This is a genomic window from Specibacter sp. BI4, from assembly GCF_056680095.1.
On sequence record NZ_CM155265.1, the window covers coordinates 1876952 to 1891689 of the forward strand.

Consider the following 14738-nt stretch of genomic DNA (forward strand, 5'->3'; position numbering starts at 1 on the left):
GCAGGCTACCGCGGGGAGACGATGCCCGTCTCGTAGGCGATGACAACCACCTGGACACGGTCGCGGGCGTTGAGCTTGGCCAGGATGTGCCCCACATGGGTCTTCACGGTGGCCTCGGAAACAAACAGCTGTGCGGCGATCTCGGGGTTCGACAGCCCGTTGGCAATCAACACAAACACCTCGTGCTCCCGTGCTGTCAGGCTGGCGACGGAAACGGCGTTGGCGTCATTGGCGGGGCTGGGTGCGGACAGCATGGGCGCCACATGGTCCAGCAGCCGGCGCGTGGTCGACGGGGCGATCACGGCGTCGCCGGCGAAGACCGTCCTGATCGCGCCGAGCAGTTCCTCGGGCGGGGCGTCCTTGAGGAGGAAGCCGCTGGCCCCGGCCTGGATGGCGGCCAGCGCATACTCATCCAGGTCAAACGTCGTCAGCACCACGATCTTCAGCTCCGCCAGCCACGACCCCGCCGGGGCGGCCTTGGTGCGCTCCATCAGCTTCCGCGTGGTTTCAAGCCCGTCCATGCCGGGCATCCGCACGTCCATGAGGATCACGTCGGCCGCCGTCACCGAGAGCCCCCGCAACGCCTCAATCCCATTGCCCGCCTGCAGCACAACGTTGAGATCCGGCTGGGAATTGATCAGCATGCCCAGCCCGGAGCGGACCAGCTGTTGATCGTCCACGAGGGCGACCCGAATGGGGGAGGAAGGTGTCATGTGTTTAGTTTTCCGTGTAGGGGATGAAGGCCGTGACGCCGAAGCCGCCGCCGACCAGGGGGCCGGCCGCCAGGGTGCCGTCGTACAGCTTGACGCGTTCTGCCATGCCGCGCAATCCGTTGCCGCCGGCGAACGGCGCGGCGGCAGCATCCGCGGTCTTCCCCCGGAGGGAAGAGGCAACGGTGTGCCGGTTGCCGGGGGAGGGGACGACGTCGATCCTTCCGCCAGTGCCCCGGGATGCTGTGCTTGGGGTGCTTGGGCTTGGACCGGGTGGGTTGGGAGGACCGGGCGGGCCGGGGGCGGCCAGGCCAGGGGTGCCCGCGCCGACGGGCAGGGGTGCCCGCGCCGGAGGGAATGAAGTGGTGGGAAGAGCCGCCGTCGAAGGGGAGGGGGATCCGATGGTGATGGGCCCGGTGGACAGGGCCGCTGTGGCGCCGCGGCCGTCGTCGAGCACTGCGACTTCCAGGCCCCGGGCATTCCAGGTGAGGTTGACGGCGGCTTGGACGTTGGGCCCGGCATGCTTCATGACGTTCGTCAGGCCTTCCTGGACGGCCCGGTACGCAGTGAGTTCGGCGCCGGGCGGCAGCTTGCGCCTGGCCTCGCCCGTGACGGCGAAGGCCACTGGCAGGCCGGCGGCCCGGATGCCGAGCAGCAGTTCGTCCAAATCGCCCAGGCCGGGCAGGGGGCGGGTGGACGCCTCGCCGTCGCCGCGCAGCACACCCAAGAGCCGGCGCATCTCCTGCAGGGACGACCGGCCGGTGGCGGCGATTGTGGCCAGGGTTTCGGGTGCGATCCCGGGGTTGGCCACCGCGGCGTACCGGGCGCCGTCGGCCTGGGTGATGATGACGGACAGGGAGTGGGCCACGATGTCGTGCATTTCGCGGGCAATGTGGGCGCGTTCGTCGCTGGCGGCGAGGTCGCGCTCGTGCTGGGCCTCGATTTCCAGGCGGTGGGCCCGGTCCTCGAGGGCCTGGCCCCGCAGCCGCTTGGTGCGGGTGAGGTCGCCCGCTGTCCAACTGAACAAGATGAGCACCCACACCATGAGCACAATGGAAATGCCCTGGGGGATGTCGCCGAGCGAGAGGGACGTGAAGTCGTAAAAGTAGCGGGTGACCATCATGATGGCGCCCAGCAGTGCCAGGGCCAGCCCGCCCAGGCTCGCCCAGCGGGGTCCGAAGGCGGCCAGGGCATAGACGATCAGCGGAACGGCAATCTCGGCCGGCATGGGCAGTACGTTCAGCGCCCATTGCAGGATGGCCACCGCGGCGATGATGAAACCTGCCGTGACGGTGCGGGTGCGGCGCCATGCAAGGGGGACCACCAGTGCGGTGCTGAAGAGCAGTGCGACAACGGTTGCGGCAGTGCTGTCCAGTCCCGGGGTCATCGTGGACAGGCTGAACGGCACAACCGTGAGCCACAGCACCGCCATGAGGACAAAGTCCACGGCGAAACGGTGCCGGCGGAACCAGTCGTAGATGGAATGCATGATCACACCCCCAACTCTAGGCGCCGCCGCGCTCGCAGGCATCCTGCCCTGGGTGGAGATCCCGGCGTGCCGGGCGGGGACGGGGCCGGCCGGATCGGACTTGCAGGATCGGACATGCCCGGTGTCACAAAAGCGGCCGCACCACAACCCATTGTCTCATTATGCGAGATACGTTGATCATCATGTGGATGGTTTCGTTAGGCTGAATCCATGAGCGCATCGAATGAAACTGCCGTCTTGGACATTGCTGTAATCGCCGGCGACGGGATCGGCCCCGAGGTGACGGCGGAAGCCGTCAAGGTCCTGAAGGCCGTCACCTCCGCCGAGAGCCTGGAGCTCAAGCTCACCGATTACAAGCTCGGCGCCGAACACTGGCTGGCCACCGGCGAAACCCTCCCGGACACCACCATCGAGGCCCTGCGAGCCCACGACGCCATCCTGTTCGGCGCGGTCGGCGCGGCCCCCGGCGACACATCCATCCCGTCCGGGCTGATCGAGCGCGAGATGCTCCTGAAACTGCGCTTCAGCCTCGACCACTACGTCAACCTGCGCCCCTCCTTCCTGTACGACGGCGTGTCCTCACCCCTGGCCAACCCCGGCACCATCGACTTCGTCGTGGTCCGCGAAGGCACCGAGGGCCCCTATGTTGGCAATGGCGGCGTGCTGCGCAAGGGCACCCCGCACGAGGTTGCCACCGAAGTTTCGGTCAACACGGCCTTTGGTGTGGAGCGTGTTGTCCGCGACGGCTTCCGCCGCGCCAATGAGCGCCCCCGCAAGAAGCTCACCTACGTTCACAAGCACAATGTGCTGGTGTACGCAGGCCACCTGTGGAAGTGCACAGTCGAGGCCGTGGCGAAGGAATTCCCCGAGGTCGCCGTGGATTACCTGCACGTTGACGCGGCCATGATCTTCCTGGTCACCGACCCGGCCCGCTTTGACGTCATCGTCACCGACAACCTGTTTGGCGACATCGTCACGGACCTGGCCGCGGCCGTCACCGGCGGCATCGGACTGGCCGCCTCGGGCAACATCAACATGGACCGCACGGCCCCGTCGATGTTTGAACCGGTCCACGGCTCGGCCCCCGACATTGCCGGCCAACAGAAGGCGGATCCGACGGCGGCCATCCTGTCGGCGGCCCTGTTGCTGCACCACTTGGGCCACCATGGCGCCGCGGCCAAGGTCGAGGCTGCCGTTACGGCAGACATCGCCACCCGCAACGCCGCGTCACCCAGGGCGACCAGCGCCATTGGCGACGCCATCGCGGCGGCACTTTAACGCCGTCGTCCATGGCCGTGCGGACCCGTGCCGCAGCGACCGGCAGCCCCAACGTTCCCGGAGTACGCTTGGGGTATTGACAGCGAGTGCGCACCGGGGCGGATCAAAAACGCGCCAGCCACTCACCAGGGCATAAAAATGTGGAGGAAGCATGACCCAGATCGCCAATGAGCTGAGCTTTTCGCAGCAGCTCAATGAGAATCCCAAGAGCAGCGCCGAGCGTGACGCCATTTTGGCCAACCCCGGGTTTGGCGACCACTTCACGGACCACACAGCAGTGGTCGACTTCAAGGTTGACGCCAACGGTGAGGGCGGCTGGTCGAACGCGCGCATTGAGCCGTACGGGCCCATCATGATGGATCCGGCGGCCGCCGTGCTGCACTATGGGCAGGAAATTTTTGAGGGCATGAAGGCCTACCGCCACGCGGACGGTTCCATCTGGACGTTCCGGGCCGATGCCAACGCCGCCCGCCTGAACGCCTCGGCACGCCGCTTGGCTCTGCCGGAACTGCCCGTCGAGACGTTCCTGGAATCACTGCGCCAGCTCGTGGCGGTTGACCAGGACTGGGTCCCCACCAACGACGGCGACGCCCTGTACCTGCGCCCCTTCATGATCGCCACCGAGGCATTCCTGGGCGTGCGCCCGGCCCGCGAGGTCTCCTACCGGGTCATTGCTTCCCCGGCAGGAAACTACTTCGGCGGCGAGCTCAAGCCCGTGTCGATCTGGCTCACCACCACCTACGCCCGCGCCGGCGAGGGTGGCACGGGCGAGGCCAAATGCGGCGGCAACTACGCCGCATCGCTGGCCGCCCAGCTGGAGGCCGAGGCGCAGGGCTGCAAGCAGGTCTTGTTCCTTGACCCGCACAACGACAACGCCGTGGAAGAACTCGGCGGCATGAACGTCTTCTTCGTGTTCAAGGACGGCACGCTGGTCACCCCCGAGCTCAACGGCCACATCCTGCACGGCATCACGCGTTCCTCGGTCATGCAGCTGGCGGCCGATCGTGGCCTGAAGGTCCAGGAACGCAAGATCACGATTGACGAATGGCGTGCGGGCGTTGCCGCCGGTGACATCACCGAGGTCTTCGCCTGTGGCACCGCCGCGGTCATCACCCCGATCGGCGAGCTGAAGACGGCCGAGGGCACCATCGCCTCGCCCGCCACCGGCATCGGCGAAGTCACCGCCGCCATCCGCGAACAGCTCGTCGGCATCCAAACCGGTACCATCGAGGACCTCCACGGCTGGATGACCCGCCTGGCGTAGTCCACACACCAACGGCCCGCAACAAGCGGCGAAAGTCCACGGTCCCTGCGTGGTTTTCGCCGCTTATTGCGGGCCATTTTTATGGGGGTCCGCCGTTGTTCAAGCACGACGGCGGGACGCCGCCCTTGCGGCAAGGGCACCTCCCTGCCCCGTAAAGACAGGCCATCCAGGGGGGGGCAAATGAACGAATTCATGATCTACTAACTACCATTGGCGATTTTCACAATCCGAGTCAGGCTTACCGCCAGGCTCTCACTTTGAGCAACTCACCGAACCCGCCGTGGCGGTTCTGTCTTGACATTGATGGGGGAATTGAAGCGACATGAAACAGCGCGACTTAGCGGGCGGTATCAACACGGCCAGGCGCCAAAGACCGGTCCGGCGCCGGCTTTTGATGGCAGGTGGAACCCTGGCCGCAGCCGTCGTCGTCACGGCCATCGTCGCCGCGAGCTCCCCGTGGCCATCAGTGACTGTCATCCGCGCGGTATTCGAGAAGGGTGCCGCGTCCGCCGTCGCCGAGATGGAACCACACGTTCCCGACACCAAGCTCACCGAGTACCGGGACGTCGCTTACGCGCCACCCACCGGCTCACTCCCACAGTCGGATACAACCCTCGACGTCTTTACCCCAGCTGGCGGCACCAAAAAGTTGACTACCATCGTTTGGATACACGGTGGTGCATGGATTTCAGGCCAGAAGGAAAACATTGAGCCCTACATGCGGATCCTCGCGGGGCACGGCTACACGACCATCGCGCTGAACTACACAACAGCACCGGAAGCGGCCTACCCAACCGCAGTGACGCAACTCAACACCGCGCTGGCTTACATTGGCGAACACGCATCCGACTGGAACGGTGATCCAAACCGGATCGTGCTGGCAGGCGACTCCGCAGGCAGCCAGCTGGCGAGCCAGCTCGCCATCCTCACCACCAACCCCCGCTACGCGCAACTTTCGGGGATGACACCAGGGCTCAAGAAAGAGCAGCTCATTGGGGCCATCCTCAACTGCGGCGTCTTCGACATGCCCGCCATGTCAGCACTCAACGGCATCGAAGCGTGGGGACTGCAGGTGTCGCTGTGGGCCTACGCCGGAACAAAAGACTGGTCGTCCAGGTCATCCGGCGCCCTGATGTCCACGATCGACTTCGTCAACGCTGACTTTCCGCCGACGTTCATTAGCGGAGGCAACGGTGACGCACTCACCTGGTCACAATCAATCCCCTTCGCCCAGGCACTCGAGGACTCCGGTGTGTCAGTGACACGGCTCTTCTGGCCTGCAAACCACGAACCAAAACTTCCTCACGAGTACCAGTTCCACCTTGACCTCAAGGAGGCGAACGTGGCACTTGCTGACACGCTTAAATACCTGCAGGCGCTCGATTCAGAGCCAGCCCAGGGCAGCACGAAGCCTTCTTGACGTGCACTCCTGAGCCACGCTGTTCCTGACAGTTTGGTGCTCAGGCGGGGTGGTTCTCAGCCGGTATTGCCCCCGCCGCGGGGGCTATGCGCCGCAGGGCACGCATCTGCTGTCGTTTCATGGCCCAGGGGCAACTGTCGGGGGTGGAAGTTCCCATTCGCCACTGGTACGGACACTTTCCAGGGGTGCGGGGGCAGTTATTACCTTTCGCCCCCGGCCCACCGGCGGCGAAAGGTAATAACTGCCCCCGCACCCATCTTGGGCCGCTGACATGCCCGGCACAGACACACTTTTTGTCCCACAAGTCCAACTCCGCGGCCTGGCCCTGACATTTTTCTGCCCGGGAATGTAACGTGGGCCACTTATCCGGAAACTACCTGTGTATGGCGGCCTTTTGGCCGTGCGAAGGTTCCAAACTACGCAGCAGGAGGAAAAACCATGTGGAAGCGAATAACAGCAGCGGCAGCAGCGGCACTCTTGGCAGCCGGGGGCTTGGGTTTGGCCATGCCGGCCATGGCCAATGCGGCTTCAACCACGGGTCCGTTCGATTCGAACTTTCCCTATGAGGGCACCGACCCCATCGAGACCGGATGCAACATCGGCGCGTATGTGGTGAAGCCGTGGGACATGCACAACGCCGTCTACAACGAGGTCCAGGGCTTGGCACAGCTGGTCTATTCGCCGGCGTGCGGCACCAACTGGGTCAATGTCTATGGTTTCACGCCGGGCAACACCTACAGGGTCGTCATCTTCGGCAACGCAGAGGGCGGCGGGACCTTTGAAACCAGGGTTGGCGCCGGCGGCAGCGGCGCGACCTTGCAGAAATACGCGCCCGGCAACACCTGCGTGAACGTGATGTGGCAGATTTCAAATGCCACCAGCATGATCCGCGAAGGCTGGAGCACCAGCACGATCTGCTAAACAAGGGGCACTCGCGCTTTTGAACCAGGGCTACGGATGGAGGGATCCGGTGACACAGACGCGGCAGGACAGCTTTTTGGCAATGTACGAGGCGTTCAATCCGCGCGTGCTCGGCTACGTCAGGCGCCGGATCTCTTCCGATCGGTCGGCCGAGGAGATCACGGCCGATGTCTTCCGCATCGCCTGGCAAAAGGCGGACAGTGAGCCGGATCCGTGCATCGGCTGGCTGCTGAACGTGGCCCGGAACCTGATCGGCAACGAGTACAGGAGCCGGGAACGGGAGGCCCAACTGCAGGAAAGGCTCCGGGCCAGTGTGCGGCTTGCGTCCCAGGGCAGCGGCGACGACGGAACCCGGGCAGCCATCGCCGCAGCGTTGGAGCGGGTGCGGGACAAAGACCGGGAAATCCTGCTCCTGACGTACTGGGAAGAGCTGACGCTGGCGGAAATTGCCCAGGTGCTTTCCTGCAAGGAGCCCGCAGCAAGAGTCCGGCTGCACCGGGCCCGAAAATCGTTTGAAAAGGCGCTGCCCCAGCGGCTGCGTCCCACAGGGAGGGAATGAGATGGACCCCATCGAATCGATGCTTCGCAGCATCAACCCCGTCCCCGACGAGGCCGCACAAAAGTCTCCGGCCCCGCTGCCGGCAATGCCGGACCTCGCCACGCAGCCACGCGGCGGCGCGGGACGCATCCATCCGGGGCGCCGCACCCTGATGTTCACGGTGGTCCGGGCCACGGCAATCGCCGTTGCGGCGGCAGTGGTCATCGTCGCCGCGGGCTTCCTCGGGCTGCTGACCGAGGGCCTGCTGAAACCGGAACCTGCCGCCCCAACACCACTGCCCTCGACAAGTTCGACGGCGGAACCCACCCCGAGTCCGACCCCGTCACCTTCCACGCCGTCTCCCAGCGCGACGGCGGGACCGCCTCCCAGCGACCCGGCAACCGGAGCGGCCTGCCTGTTCCGCAACGTCTTAACCCACGGGGTGGCCGGTCAGATGCCGCGCAACATGGAAACGTACCCGGGCGACTTCAACGTGCTCGGCTGCATTGACGGCCTTCTGGCGTTTGAATTGACGGACGCCGGCTACCAGCGGCTCCTCGCTCAGGGGGCGGGCGAGGGTGCCTTCGGGGCTTATTACATAGCTCGGTTCAACGTCAATGGCTACGTCTACGACCCCGAGGTTGCCCTAAGCGGCTGGGACACCGTCGAACCCGTCGACGGCACATTGGCGGAGAAGGCAGTGGAAATGGACAGAGTGCTGCAGGACGAACTGAATATCCTGCCGATCCATCGCCCGATACTGGTGGGTGGGCCGCCGGCCAGCCCCGACGCAGCCCTCCCAGGCCCCGATCGCGGGGCGGATAACCCGAACAGCAGCCCGGCGTGCAGCATCGGCCAGATGGCAACCGTGGGCGGCTCCGAGGACTGGGTCGTGAAGGATCTCGCCGCCCACAAGGAGAATTACCAGGTGGTGCACTGTTCAGGAGGCTGGCTGGGTTTCGAGCTCAGCGACGCCGGCCGCCAAAGCTGGCTCGACGACACCCAGACCAGCGGTCAGGTGCATGAAGGCAGCGATTCGTTCTACTTTGCGAAGTTCAACGTCACGGCGTACGAGTTCACGCCAGGGACGTCCGTGCCGGGTTGGGCGTCCCGCACGGGAGCCGGTGCCAGCCCGGAGTCGATGATCGAATCAATGGTGCAGGACATGGAGGCGCTCGGAATTCCCGCCAACCTCCGGATCCAGCTGGTGGGCGAGCCGCCGGAAGACTGACGCCCGGACGCCCGGACGGCTGCGGCTAGACCAGCTCGGCGTGCGCGGCTCCCGAATTGCCCGGCTGGGGTGTTCGGCCCTCGTGGTTGGGCAGCATTTCCCAGCGCTGGCGCGGCAGCGCCGACGACTGGCTCTGCTGGATTAAACCCACCATCGATTCCCGGACCAGGCAGCGCAAGTCCCACAAGTCGCCGCTGTCCCTGGCGCTGACAACAATCCTGATCCGGACAAAGTTGCCGACAGCGTCTGTCACGTCGAGTTTTCCGGAGCGCCCGTCCCAGAGCCGGGTGGAAGCCAACAGGCTGGCAAGGTGGGCGCGCAGCTCGGACACCGGTGTGTTCCAGTCCAGGTCGAGCTCCACGCTGCCCATGATCTTGGGGCTGTTGCGGGTCCAGTTCTCAAAGGGGGTGGTGGTGAAATGTGTCGACGGCAGGATCAGCATCCGCTCGTCCCAGACCCGCACCACCACGTACGTCAGGGTGATCTCCTCCACCCGTCCCCACAAGCCTTCAACGACCACTACATCGTCAATCCTGAGGGCGTCGGTGAAGGCCAGCTGCACACCGGCGAAGACATTGGCCAGCGAGCTCTGGACGGCAAGGCCGGCGACGATGGAGATGAGTCCGGCGGACGCCAAAATCCCGGTCCCGAGTGTCCTGACCTCGGGAATGGTCAGCAGCAGTCCGGCCACGGCCAGGGTGATGACCAGGGCGCCGACGATGCGCCGTCCCAAGGTCACCTGCGTGGTGAGCCTGCGACGGCGGCGGCTGTCGGTGACGCGTCCGGTGAATTGGCGCAGGACAAGGCGTTCGGCCACCATGAGTGCGGCCAGGAACAACCAGCACAGGGCCGCAATGAAGCCTGCCACAAGAATAAAGTCAGTCGCAGCAAACCACTGTTGGCTGGACATGGTCGAGGCCAGCGCAATGCGCAGCCCGGCACACAGCAGGACCACAAAGACCGGTGCCTTAGCCGGTGCGGAGCGGCGCTTGAAGTCCGGGATCTTGCGGAAGGCGTGGTTCGTGGCCAGCCGGAGCAGGATGGTAATCAGCAGTGCAGCGGCGACCGCGGCGAGAACCGCCAGGATGGGTTTGATCGCTAGTTCGAGTTCTTCCATCCGTCAATGGTGACAGGGAACCCTGAGCGTTTGTCCAGTTGGACGCTGCGCCGGGGCCACCATGGCGGCATAACCCGCGGCGGCACAGGACCTGGCCTGTGTTGCTTCTCACGGCCCTGCGCCTGGTGCGCGCCAAGGTGCTCGTCAAAAGGAACGGGAAAGAGGCTGGCGCCGATGGCAGGCCTGCCGGGTAACGGCCTTGCGGCCAACTTTCCCGCTAGACTCGGTGCCATGCGTATAGCCCGATTTGTAGTAGACAATGACCCCATGTACGGCATTGTGGAAGGCTCACCCGGCAGTGAAATTGTCACCGTCATCAAGGGCGACCCGTTCTTCAATGGCGTGGAACCCACAGCCATCAAGTACCCGCTGGACGATGTCCGCCTGGTCGCCCCGATCATCCCGCGCAGCAAGGTCATTGGGGTGGGCCGGAACTTCACCGAGCACGCCCGCGAACTCGGCAACGAGGTCCCGGAGAATCCGCTGCTGTTCCTGAAGCCCAACACATCGGTGATCGGCCCGAACGAGCCGATCGTGCTGCCGGAATTCTCCGAGGAAATCTCCTACGAGGCCGAACTGTGCGTCGTCATCGGCCGCATCTGCAAGGACGTCCCGGAGTCGCGCGTGGACGAGGTCATCTTCGGCTACACCTGCGGCAACGACCTCACTGCCCGCGACGTGCAAAAGAGCGACGGCCAGTGGGCCCGGGCCAAGGGCTTTGACACCTCCGCCCCGCTCGGCCCGTGGATCGAAACCGAGCTGGACCCCGACGACCTCAGCATCAAGGGCTGGCTCAACGGCGAACTCCGCCAGGACGGCAACAGCAACCAGATGGTTCGCAGCGTCCGCGAAATCGTCTCGATCGTCTCCCACGCGTTCACCCTCCTCCCGGGCGACGTCATCATGACGGGCACCCCGGCCGGCGTGGATTTGCTCACCGAAGGCGACCGCTACGACGTCGAAATTGAGGGCATCGGCCGCCTCTCCAACCCGGTGGTCCGCCGCTAGAGTGAGCTTTCGCTGCCCAGTATTCAACGCACGACGCCGGGACCTGGCGTGAGGGGGCAGGGCGCCTTTGGGCGCGGCCTCACCCAGGCGATGAACGAGGCCGCACAACGACGCCTGAAAAACCCGCCGTCCAAGCCATACGCCGGATGGACGTTTGCGGCCGCGGCGGTGTTTGGTGTGGTGGCCCGTGTCATTTTCCTGACCGACGGGCCGCTGCCCCTGGCCCAGGTTCTCATGGTGATCGCCGTGGCTCTGGCGGCCGTCAGTTTCTGGTTGCGGCTGCGGCGGTGGTGGAAGTCCCGGGGCCGGGACAACGCCGGCAAATAGCCGCTGACACCCGTTTCACCCGGCTGCTCCGGAGCTGAATGCCGGGTGCCGCAGAAGACAACTTTAGTTGGATGTGGCGGCACTGCACTGAAAATTAGGCTCGAAGCATGAAGATAAAAATGTTGCCCATTGGAAGCCCCTGGCGGACTGTTGGCCTGGTTATTGCCCTCGCTGCGGCCGATTTCCTGCTGTCACTGATGAACCTCGGGATGGGTCTGGACACCGGAATAGTGCCGGAGGAGCCGGATGCTGTCGCGTTCGTGCGCTATGCCGGACTGCCCGTGCTTGCCCCGCTCGGTGCTGTGGCTTTGATCTGGCGCCGGCGCTTTCCCCGGACAGTGGCGGTGGCCGCGGCCGTTATTGGTGCACTGTCGTTCAGCGGCATCGCGTTCATCGTGGCGATCTACCTCCTGGCGAAACGGCGGCTGGACTGGTGGGTGGCCGCCATCATCGTCCTTGCCATCGGTGCTGAAGAATTCCTGGGGATCGAACCCCTTGGCTGGGAAGGGATGGCCCTGGGACTGGTCGTGCTTGCAGCGATTGCGGTGTGGGGTGCCTACCGCGGCCAGCGGGCCCGACTTCGCGAAACCCAGATGGCATCGCTGAAGGAACGTGCCGAGCAGGCCGAAGCCAGGCACACAGCCGATGTTGAACACAGCCGGCTCGCCGAACGCCACCGGATAGCCCGCGAAATGCACGACACTCTCGCCCACAGGATGTCGCTCGTGGCAGTCCAGGCCGCGGCCCTGCAGGTGGACGCCCCGGATGCCGAAACCGCCGGCTCGGCCCGGCTGATCCGCGAAACCGCCCACGCCGCCCTTGGCGAACTTCGCGACGTTTTGGGCGTGTTGCACGAAGACGGAACAGCCGGCACTGCCCGGTGGCAGGCTGTTGATCCGGGCACGGGAACGGGTGCGCCATCAGCGGGATCCACGGAGGCGGCGTCAAACCGCACGGCGCCGTCCGGGGTCGAACAAATTGCGGGTCTGCTGGAGGAATGGAGGCTGGCCGGGATCGCCGTGGACTATGCGCCGAACCCTGACATCGACGGCATTCTGCCCGACGCGGTCAGCCGGGCCGCGTTCCGGGTGGTCCAGGAGGGCATCACGAATGTGGCCCGCCATGCCCCGGGTGCGGCGTCGGCCGTGAGACTTGAACTTCACCCATCAGGACCGCAGGAGCTTCAGGTCACGGTGTCGAACGGTCCGGGAACAGAAGGCGAACCGGCTCTTGGCGCAGGCGTTGGGCTGGTCGGCCTGGCCGAACGAATCCAGCTCCTCGGCGGCACCCTGGAGCACGGACCCACGGGAAACGGCTTTCAGCTCACGGCCCGCATCCCGTTCAACAAGCAGCCCCAAGACCAGCGGGACCTCCAGGAAGGAACGGCACCGTGACGGAAACGATCCGTGTCATTGTGGCCGACGACGAGGCCCTCGTCCGGGCGGCGCTGGTGAAGATGGTGACGTCCCGCACCGACATGACAGTGGTGGGCGAGGCTGCCAGCGGACCGCAGGCGGTGAGGTGCGCGCAGACGCAACGGTCCGACGTCGTGCTTATGGATGTGCGCATGCCCGGCGGCGACGGCATCACGGCGACGGCACAGTTGCGCGGGCTCGAAACACCGCCGCAGGTGCTGGTGCTGACGACCTTCGACCTGGACGACTACGTTTTTGCCGCGCTGGAGGCCGGTGCCGCCGGGTTCCTGCTCAAGGACACCGACCCGGACCGGCTGTTCCACGCCATCCGGGCGGTCGCGGCGGGGGAGGGGATGCTGGCGCCGACGGTGACCAGGCGGCTGATCGAGCGGACCCGGGAGCGCGCCGCGGCGACGAAATCGAACGCCGCCGTGGCCAGGCTGGAGCTGCTGACAGCCCGCGAGGCCGAGGTGCTGGACGCGATCGCACAGGGGATGAGCAATGACGGGATCGCGCGGGCGCTGTTCCTGAGCGAGGCGACGGTGAAGACCCATGTGTCGCGCATCCTGGCCAAGCTGGAGTTGGAAAACCGGGTGCAGGCGGCCCTCCTGTTCAGGGATTCGCGGCACTGAAGCGCACCTCGCCGGGGACGTCTATCTGCCGGGGACGGCCATGGTTGCTGCGTGTGCTGCCCAGTGGTCGGAGGACGGCAGGCGACGCAGGCCGCCGTTTGCCCAGGCCAGTATCGTGGTCAGGGCGCAGACTCCGGCGCACACCAGCAGTATCCCGGTCCAGCCCAGAAGGGCGTAGCCGATGCCTGCCACCAGTGGCGACAGCGGCATGGCACCCATGGCCATCAGGTCCAGGGCACTGGTCGCCCTGCCCAGCAGCTCGGTGGGAACGGCTGCCATGAAGTACCCCAACAATGCGGCGTTGATTGCCGGTGCGCTGAAAATGGCTATCGACTGAACCGCCATGACCGCCTGCAGCGCGGTGACAAACGGCAGGACCAACAGCGCAGCGGTCATGACGACCAGTCCCGTGATGACGATGGTCCCGGCGCCCACGCGCTTGACCAAGGGAGCCGCAACGAAGGAACCCAACAGCATGCCGACTCCGATGCCCGCCGACACCACACCAATTGCTGTCGGGGATTCGCCCCTTTGCTGCAGGCCGAAAATCACGGCGGTAAGAGCCGCATTGATCCCCAAATTGAGTATGGTCGACAGGATCATGATCCCGCGAAGCTCTGTGCGGCCCATCAGCCACCTCATGCCCTGAACGGCCTCGTCGACAAAGCTGCCCACAGCCCCCTTGCCGGCAGCCGATTTACCCGCCGGCCCCTCGCCGGCAGCCGCCGCGGTGGAATCGGCTTGCCCGTCCGGGCTGTCAGAGGGCCTCAGGTCGACGTGAATCATGAGCGCCGCGACGATGCCAATGGCGTGTGAGACAGCTGTTGCTGCGAAGGGAACGGCCCGCCCCACGCTCATCAGGACTCCGCCCACTGGTCCGCCGGAGAGGGCGATCACGGCATCGCGCCCCTGGTTCGCAGCCATCGCGGGTCCCACCTGACGGGCGCTGACCACTTGCTTCAAGGCGGCATTGGACACCGCACCGAAGATGCCGCCGCGCATGCTCATCAGCAAGTTCAGGGCTGTCAGCAGCCAAAATCCCAGAAGGCCTGCGAGCTGAAAGGCCGTCAATGCACTGCCGATCACCAGCCCCGCGACGCCACCAATCACCATGAGGGTGCGGCGGTTGTAACGGTCGGCCATGACTCCGCCGGGAATGGTCGTCAGCACCCGCCCGAGCTGCCCGATACCCGCAATGAGTCCTGCCTGGGCGGGGCTGCCCGTGACGTAGAGCGCCAGCAGCGGGACGGAAAAGCTGTGGAGCGCTGTGCCGAACGCCGTGGAGGAATCCGTGGCCAACCACCACAGGTAATTGCGGTCCGTGAAGAGCCGGGGCGTGGCCGCGGCGTCGTCAGTCGAGGTGTTCGTTGTCATGGACATGTAGCCAG

14 protein-coding genes are annotated in these 14738 nt (G+C 65.5%); 10 read left to right on the top strand and 4 right to left on the bottom strand.

Annotated elements, in window-relative coordinates; translation table 11 throughout:
• Window positions 1-5: 5 nt before the first annotated feature.
• Both AC1L6K_RS08630 and AC1L6K_RS08635 read right to left on the bottom strand, forming a co-directional pair.
• Window positions 6-713, bottom strand: a complete 708-nt coding sequence (locus AC1L6K_RS08630; RefSeq protein ID WP_480952288.1) for a response regulator — start codon at window positions 711-713, stop codon at window positions 6-8.
• A gap of 4 nt (window positions 714-717) precedes the next feature.
• On the bottom strand, window positions 718-2205 hold the full coding sequence (locus AC1L6K_RS08635; protein WP_480952289.1) for a sensor histidine kinase: 1488 nt from the start codon (window positions 2203-2205) through the stop codon (window positions 718-720).
• A 204-nt stretch (window positions 2206-2409) separates the two neighbouring features.
• Between AC1L6K_RS08635 and AC1L6K_RS08640 the strand changes: the two genes are divergently transcribed.
• From AC1L6K_RS08640 to AC1L6K_RS08665, 6 genes are all read left to right on the top strand, one after another.
• Window positions 2410-3477, top strand: coding sequence for a 3-isopropylmalate dehydrogenase (locus AC1L6K_RS08640; protein ID WP_480952290.1), 1068 nt, complete (start codon window positions 2410-2412; stop codon window positions 3475-3477).
• A gap of 151 nt (window positions 3478-3628) precedes the next feature.
• Window positions 3629-4741 (top strand): branched-chain amino acid aminotransferase, encoded by a 1113-nt coding sequence (locus tag AC1L6K_RS08645; RefSeq protein WP_480952291.1) that lies wholly within the window; start codon window positions 3629-3631, stop codon window positions 4739-4741.
• A 394-nt stretch (window positions 4742-5135) separates the two neighbouring features.
• Window positions 5136-6161: an alpha/beta hydrolase gene (locus AC1L6K_RS08650; protein ID WP_480952292.1), complete on the top strand. Its 1026-nt coding sequence runs from the start codon at window positions 5136-5138 to the stop codon at window positions 6159-6161.
• Between the two features lie 438 nt (window positions 6162-6599).
• Complete coding sequence (locus tag AC1L6K_RS08655) at window positions 6600-7082, top strand: DUF2690 domain-containing protein (RefSeq protein WP_480952293.1); 483 nt, start codon at window positions 6600-6602, stop codon at window positions 7080-7082.
• A gap of 49 nt (window positions 7083-7131) precedes the next feature.
• A complete protein-coding gene (locus AC1L6K_RS08660) occupies window positions 7132-7641 on the top strand; it encodes an RNA polymerase sigma factor (protein WP_480952294.1) in 510 nt (169 codons plus the stop codon).
• Between the two features lies 1 nt (window position 7642).
• Window positions 7643-8851 carry a hypothetical protein gene (locus tag AC1L6K_RS08665; protein ID WP_480952295.1) on the top strand — a complete coding sequence of 403 codons (1209 nt, stop codon included), beginning with the start codon at window positions 7643-7645 and terminating at the stop codon, window positions 8849-8851.
• A 25-nt stretch (window positions 8852-8876) separates the two neighbouring features.
• Here AC1L6K_RS08665 and AC1L6K_RS08670 read toward each other — a convergent pair whose 3' ends face one another.
• On the bottom strand, window positions 8877-9968 hold the full coding sequence (locus AC1L6K_RS08670; RefSeq protein WP_480952296.1) for a mechanosensitive ion channel family protein: 1092 nt from the start codon (window positions 9966-9968) through the stop codon (window positions 8877-8879).
• Window positions 9969-10199: 231 nt separating this feature from the next.
• Between AC1L6K_RS08670 and AC1L6K_RS08675 the strand changes: the two genes are divergently transcribed.
• The 4 genes from AC1L6K_RS08675 to AC1L6K_RS08690 all read left to right on the top strand — a co-directional run bounded on the left by AC1L6K_RS08675 (window position 10200) and on the right by AC1L6K_RS08690 (window position 13350).
• Window positions 10200-10976: a fumarylacetoacetate hydrolase family protein gene (locus tag AC1L6K_RS08675; RefSeq protein ID WP_480952297.1), complete on the top strand. Its 777-nt coding sequence runs from the start codon at window positions 10200-10202 to the stop codon at window positions 10974-10976.
• A gap of 48 nt (window positions 10977-11024) precedes the next feature.
• Window positions 11025-11303 carry a hypothetical protein gene (locus AC1L6K_RS08680; protein WP_480952298.1) on the top strand — a complete coding sequence of 93 codons (279 nt, stop codon included), beginning with the start codon at window positions 11025-11027 and terminating at the stop codon, window positions 11301-11303.
• 107 nt (window positions 11304-11410) lie between these two features.
• Entirely contained in the window at window positions 11411-12697 is a 1287-nt protein-coding gene (locus AC1L6K_RS08685; RefSeq protein WP_480952299.1) for a sensor histidine kinase, read from the top strand.
• A complete protein-coding gene (locus AC1L6K_RS08690; protein ID WP_480952300.1) occupies window positions 12694-13350 on the top strand; it encodes a response regulator in 657 nt (218 codons plus the stop codon). Before AC1L6K_RS08685 ends, AC1L6K_RS08690 begins: the two co-directional genes overlap by 4 nt.
• Before the next feature lie 21 nt (window positions 13351-13371).
• Here the strand turns inward: AC1L6K_RS08690 and AC1L6K_RS08695 are convergent, their stop codons facing one another.
• Window positions 13372-14730: an MFS transporter gene (locus AC1L6K_RS08695; RefSeq protein WP_480952301.1), complete on the bottom strand. Its 1359-nt coding sequence runs from the start codon at window positions 14728-14730 to the stop codon at window positions 13372-13374.
• Between the last annotated feature and the right edge of the window lie 8 nt (window positions 14731-14738).

What these genes read in the sequence shown, in the direction of transcription:
- AC1L6K_RS08630 (WP_480952288.1), bottom strand. Translation starts at nt 713, where the DNA reads ATGACACCTTCCTCCCCCATTCGGGTCGCCCTCGTGGACGATCAACAG.
- AC1L6K_RS08640 (WP_480952290.1), top strand. Translation starts at nt 2,410, where the DNA reads ATGAGCGCATCGAATGAAACTGCCGTCTTGGACATTGCTGTAATCGCC.
- AC1L6K_RS08645 (WP_480952291.1), top strand. Translation starts at nt 3,629, where the DNA reads ATGACCCAGATCGCCAATGAGCTGAGCTTTTCGCAGCAGCTCAATGAG.
- AC1L6K_RS08650 (WP_480952292.1), top strand. Translation starts at nt 5,136, where the DNA reads ATGGCAGGTGGAACCCTGGCCGCAGCCGTCGTCGTCACGGCCATCGTC.
- AC1L6K_RS08655 (WP_480952293.1), top strand. Translation starts at nt 6,600, where the DNA reads ATGTGGAAGCGAATAACAGCAGCGGCAGCAGCGGCACTCTTGGCAGCC.
- AC1L6K_RS08665 (WP_480952295.1), top strand. Translation starts at nt 7,643, where the DNA reads ATGGACCCCATCGAATCGATGCTTCGCAGCATCAACCCCGTCCCCGAC.
- AC1L6K_RS08670 (WP_480952296.1), bottom strand. Translation starts at nt 9,968, where the DNA reads ATGGAAGAACTCGAACTAGCGATCAAACCCATCCTGGCGGTTCTCGCC.
- AC1L6K_RS08675 (WP_480952297.1), top strand. Translation starts at nt 10,200, where the DNA reads ATGCGTATAGCCCGATTTGTAGTAGACAATGACCCCATGTACGGCATT.
- AC1L6K_RS08685 (WP_480952299.1), top strand. Translation starts at nt 11,411, where the DNA reads ATGAAGATAAAAATGTTGCCCATTGGAAGCCCCTGGCGGACTGTTGGC.
- AC1L6K_RS08695 (WP_480952301.1), bottom strand. Translation starts at nt 14,730, where the DNA reads ATGTCCATGACAACGAACACCTCGACTGACGACGCCGCGGCCACGCCC.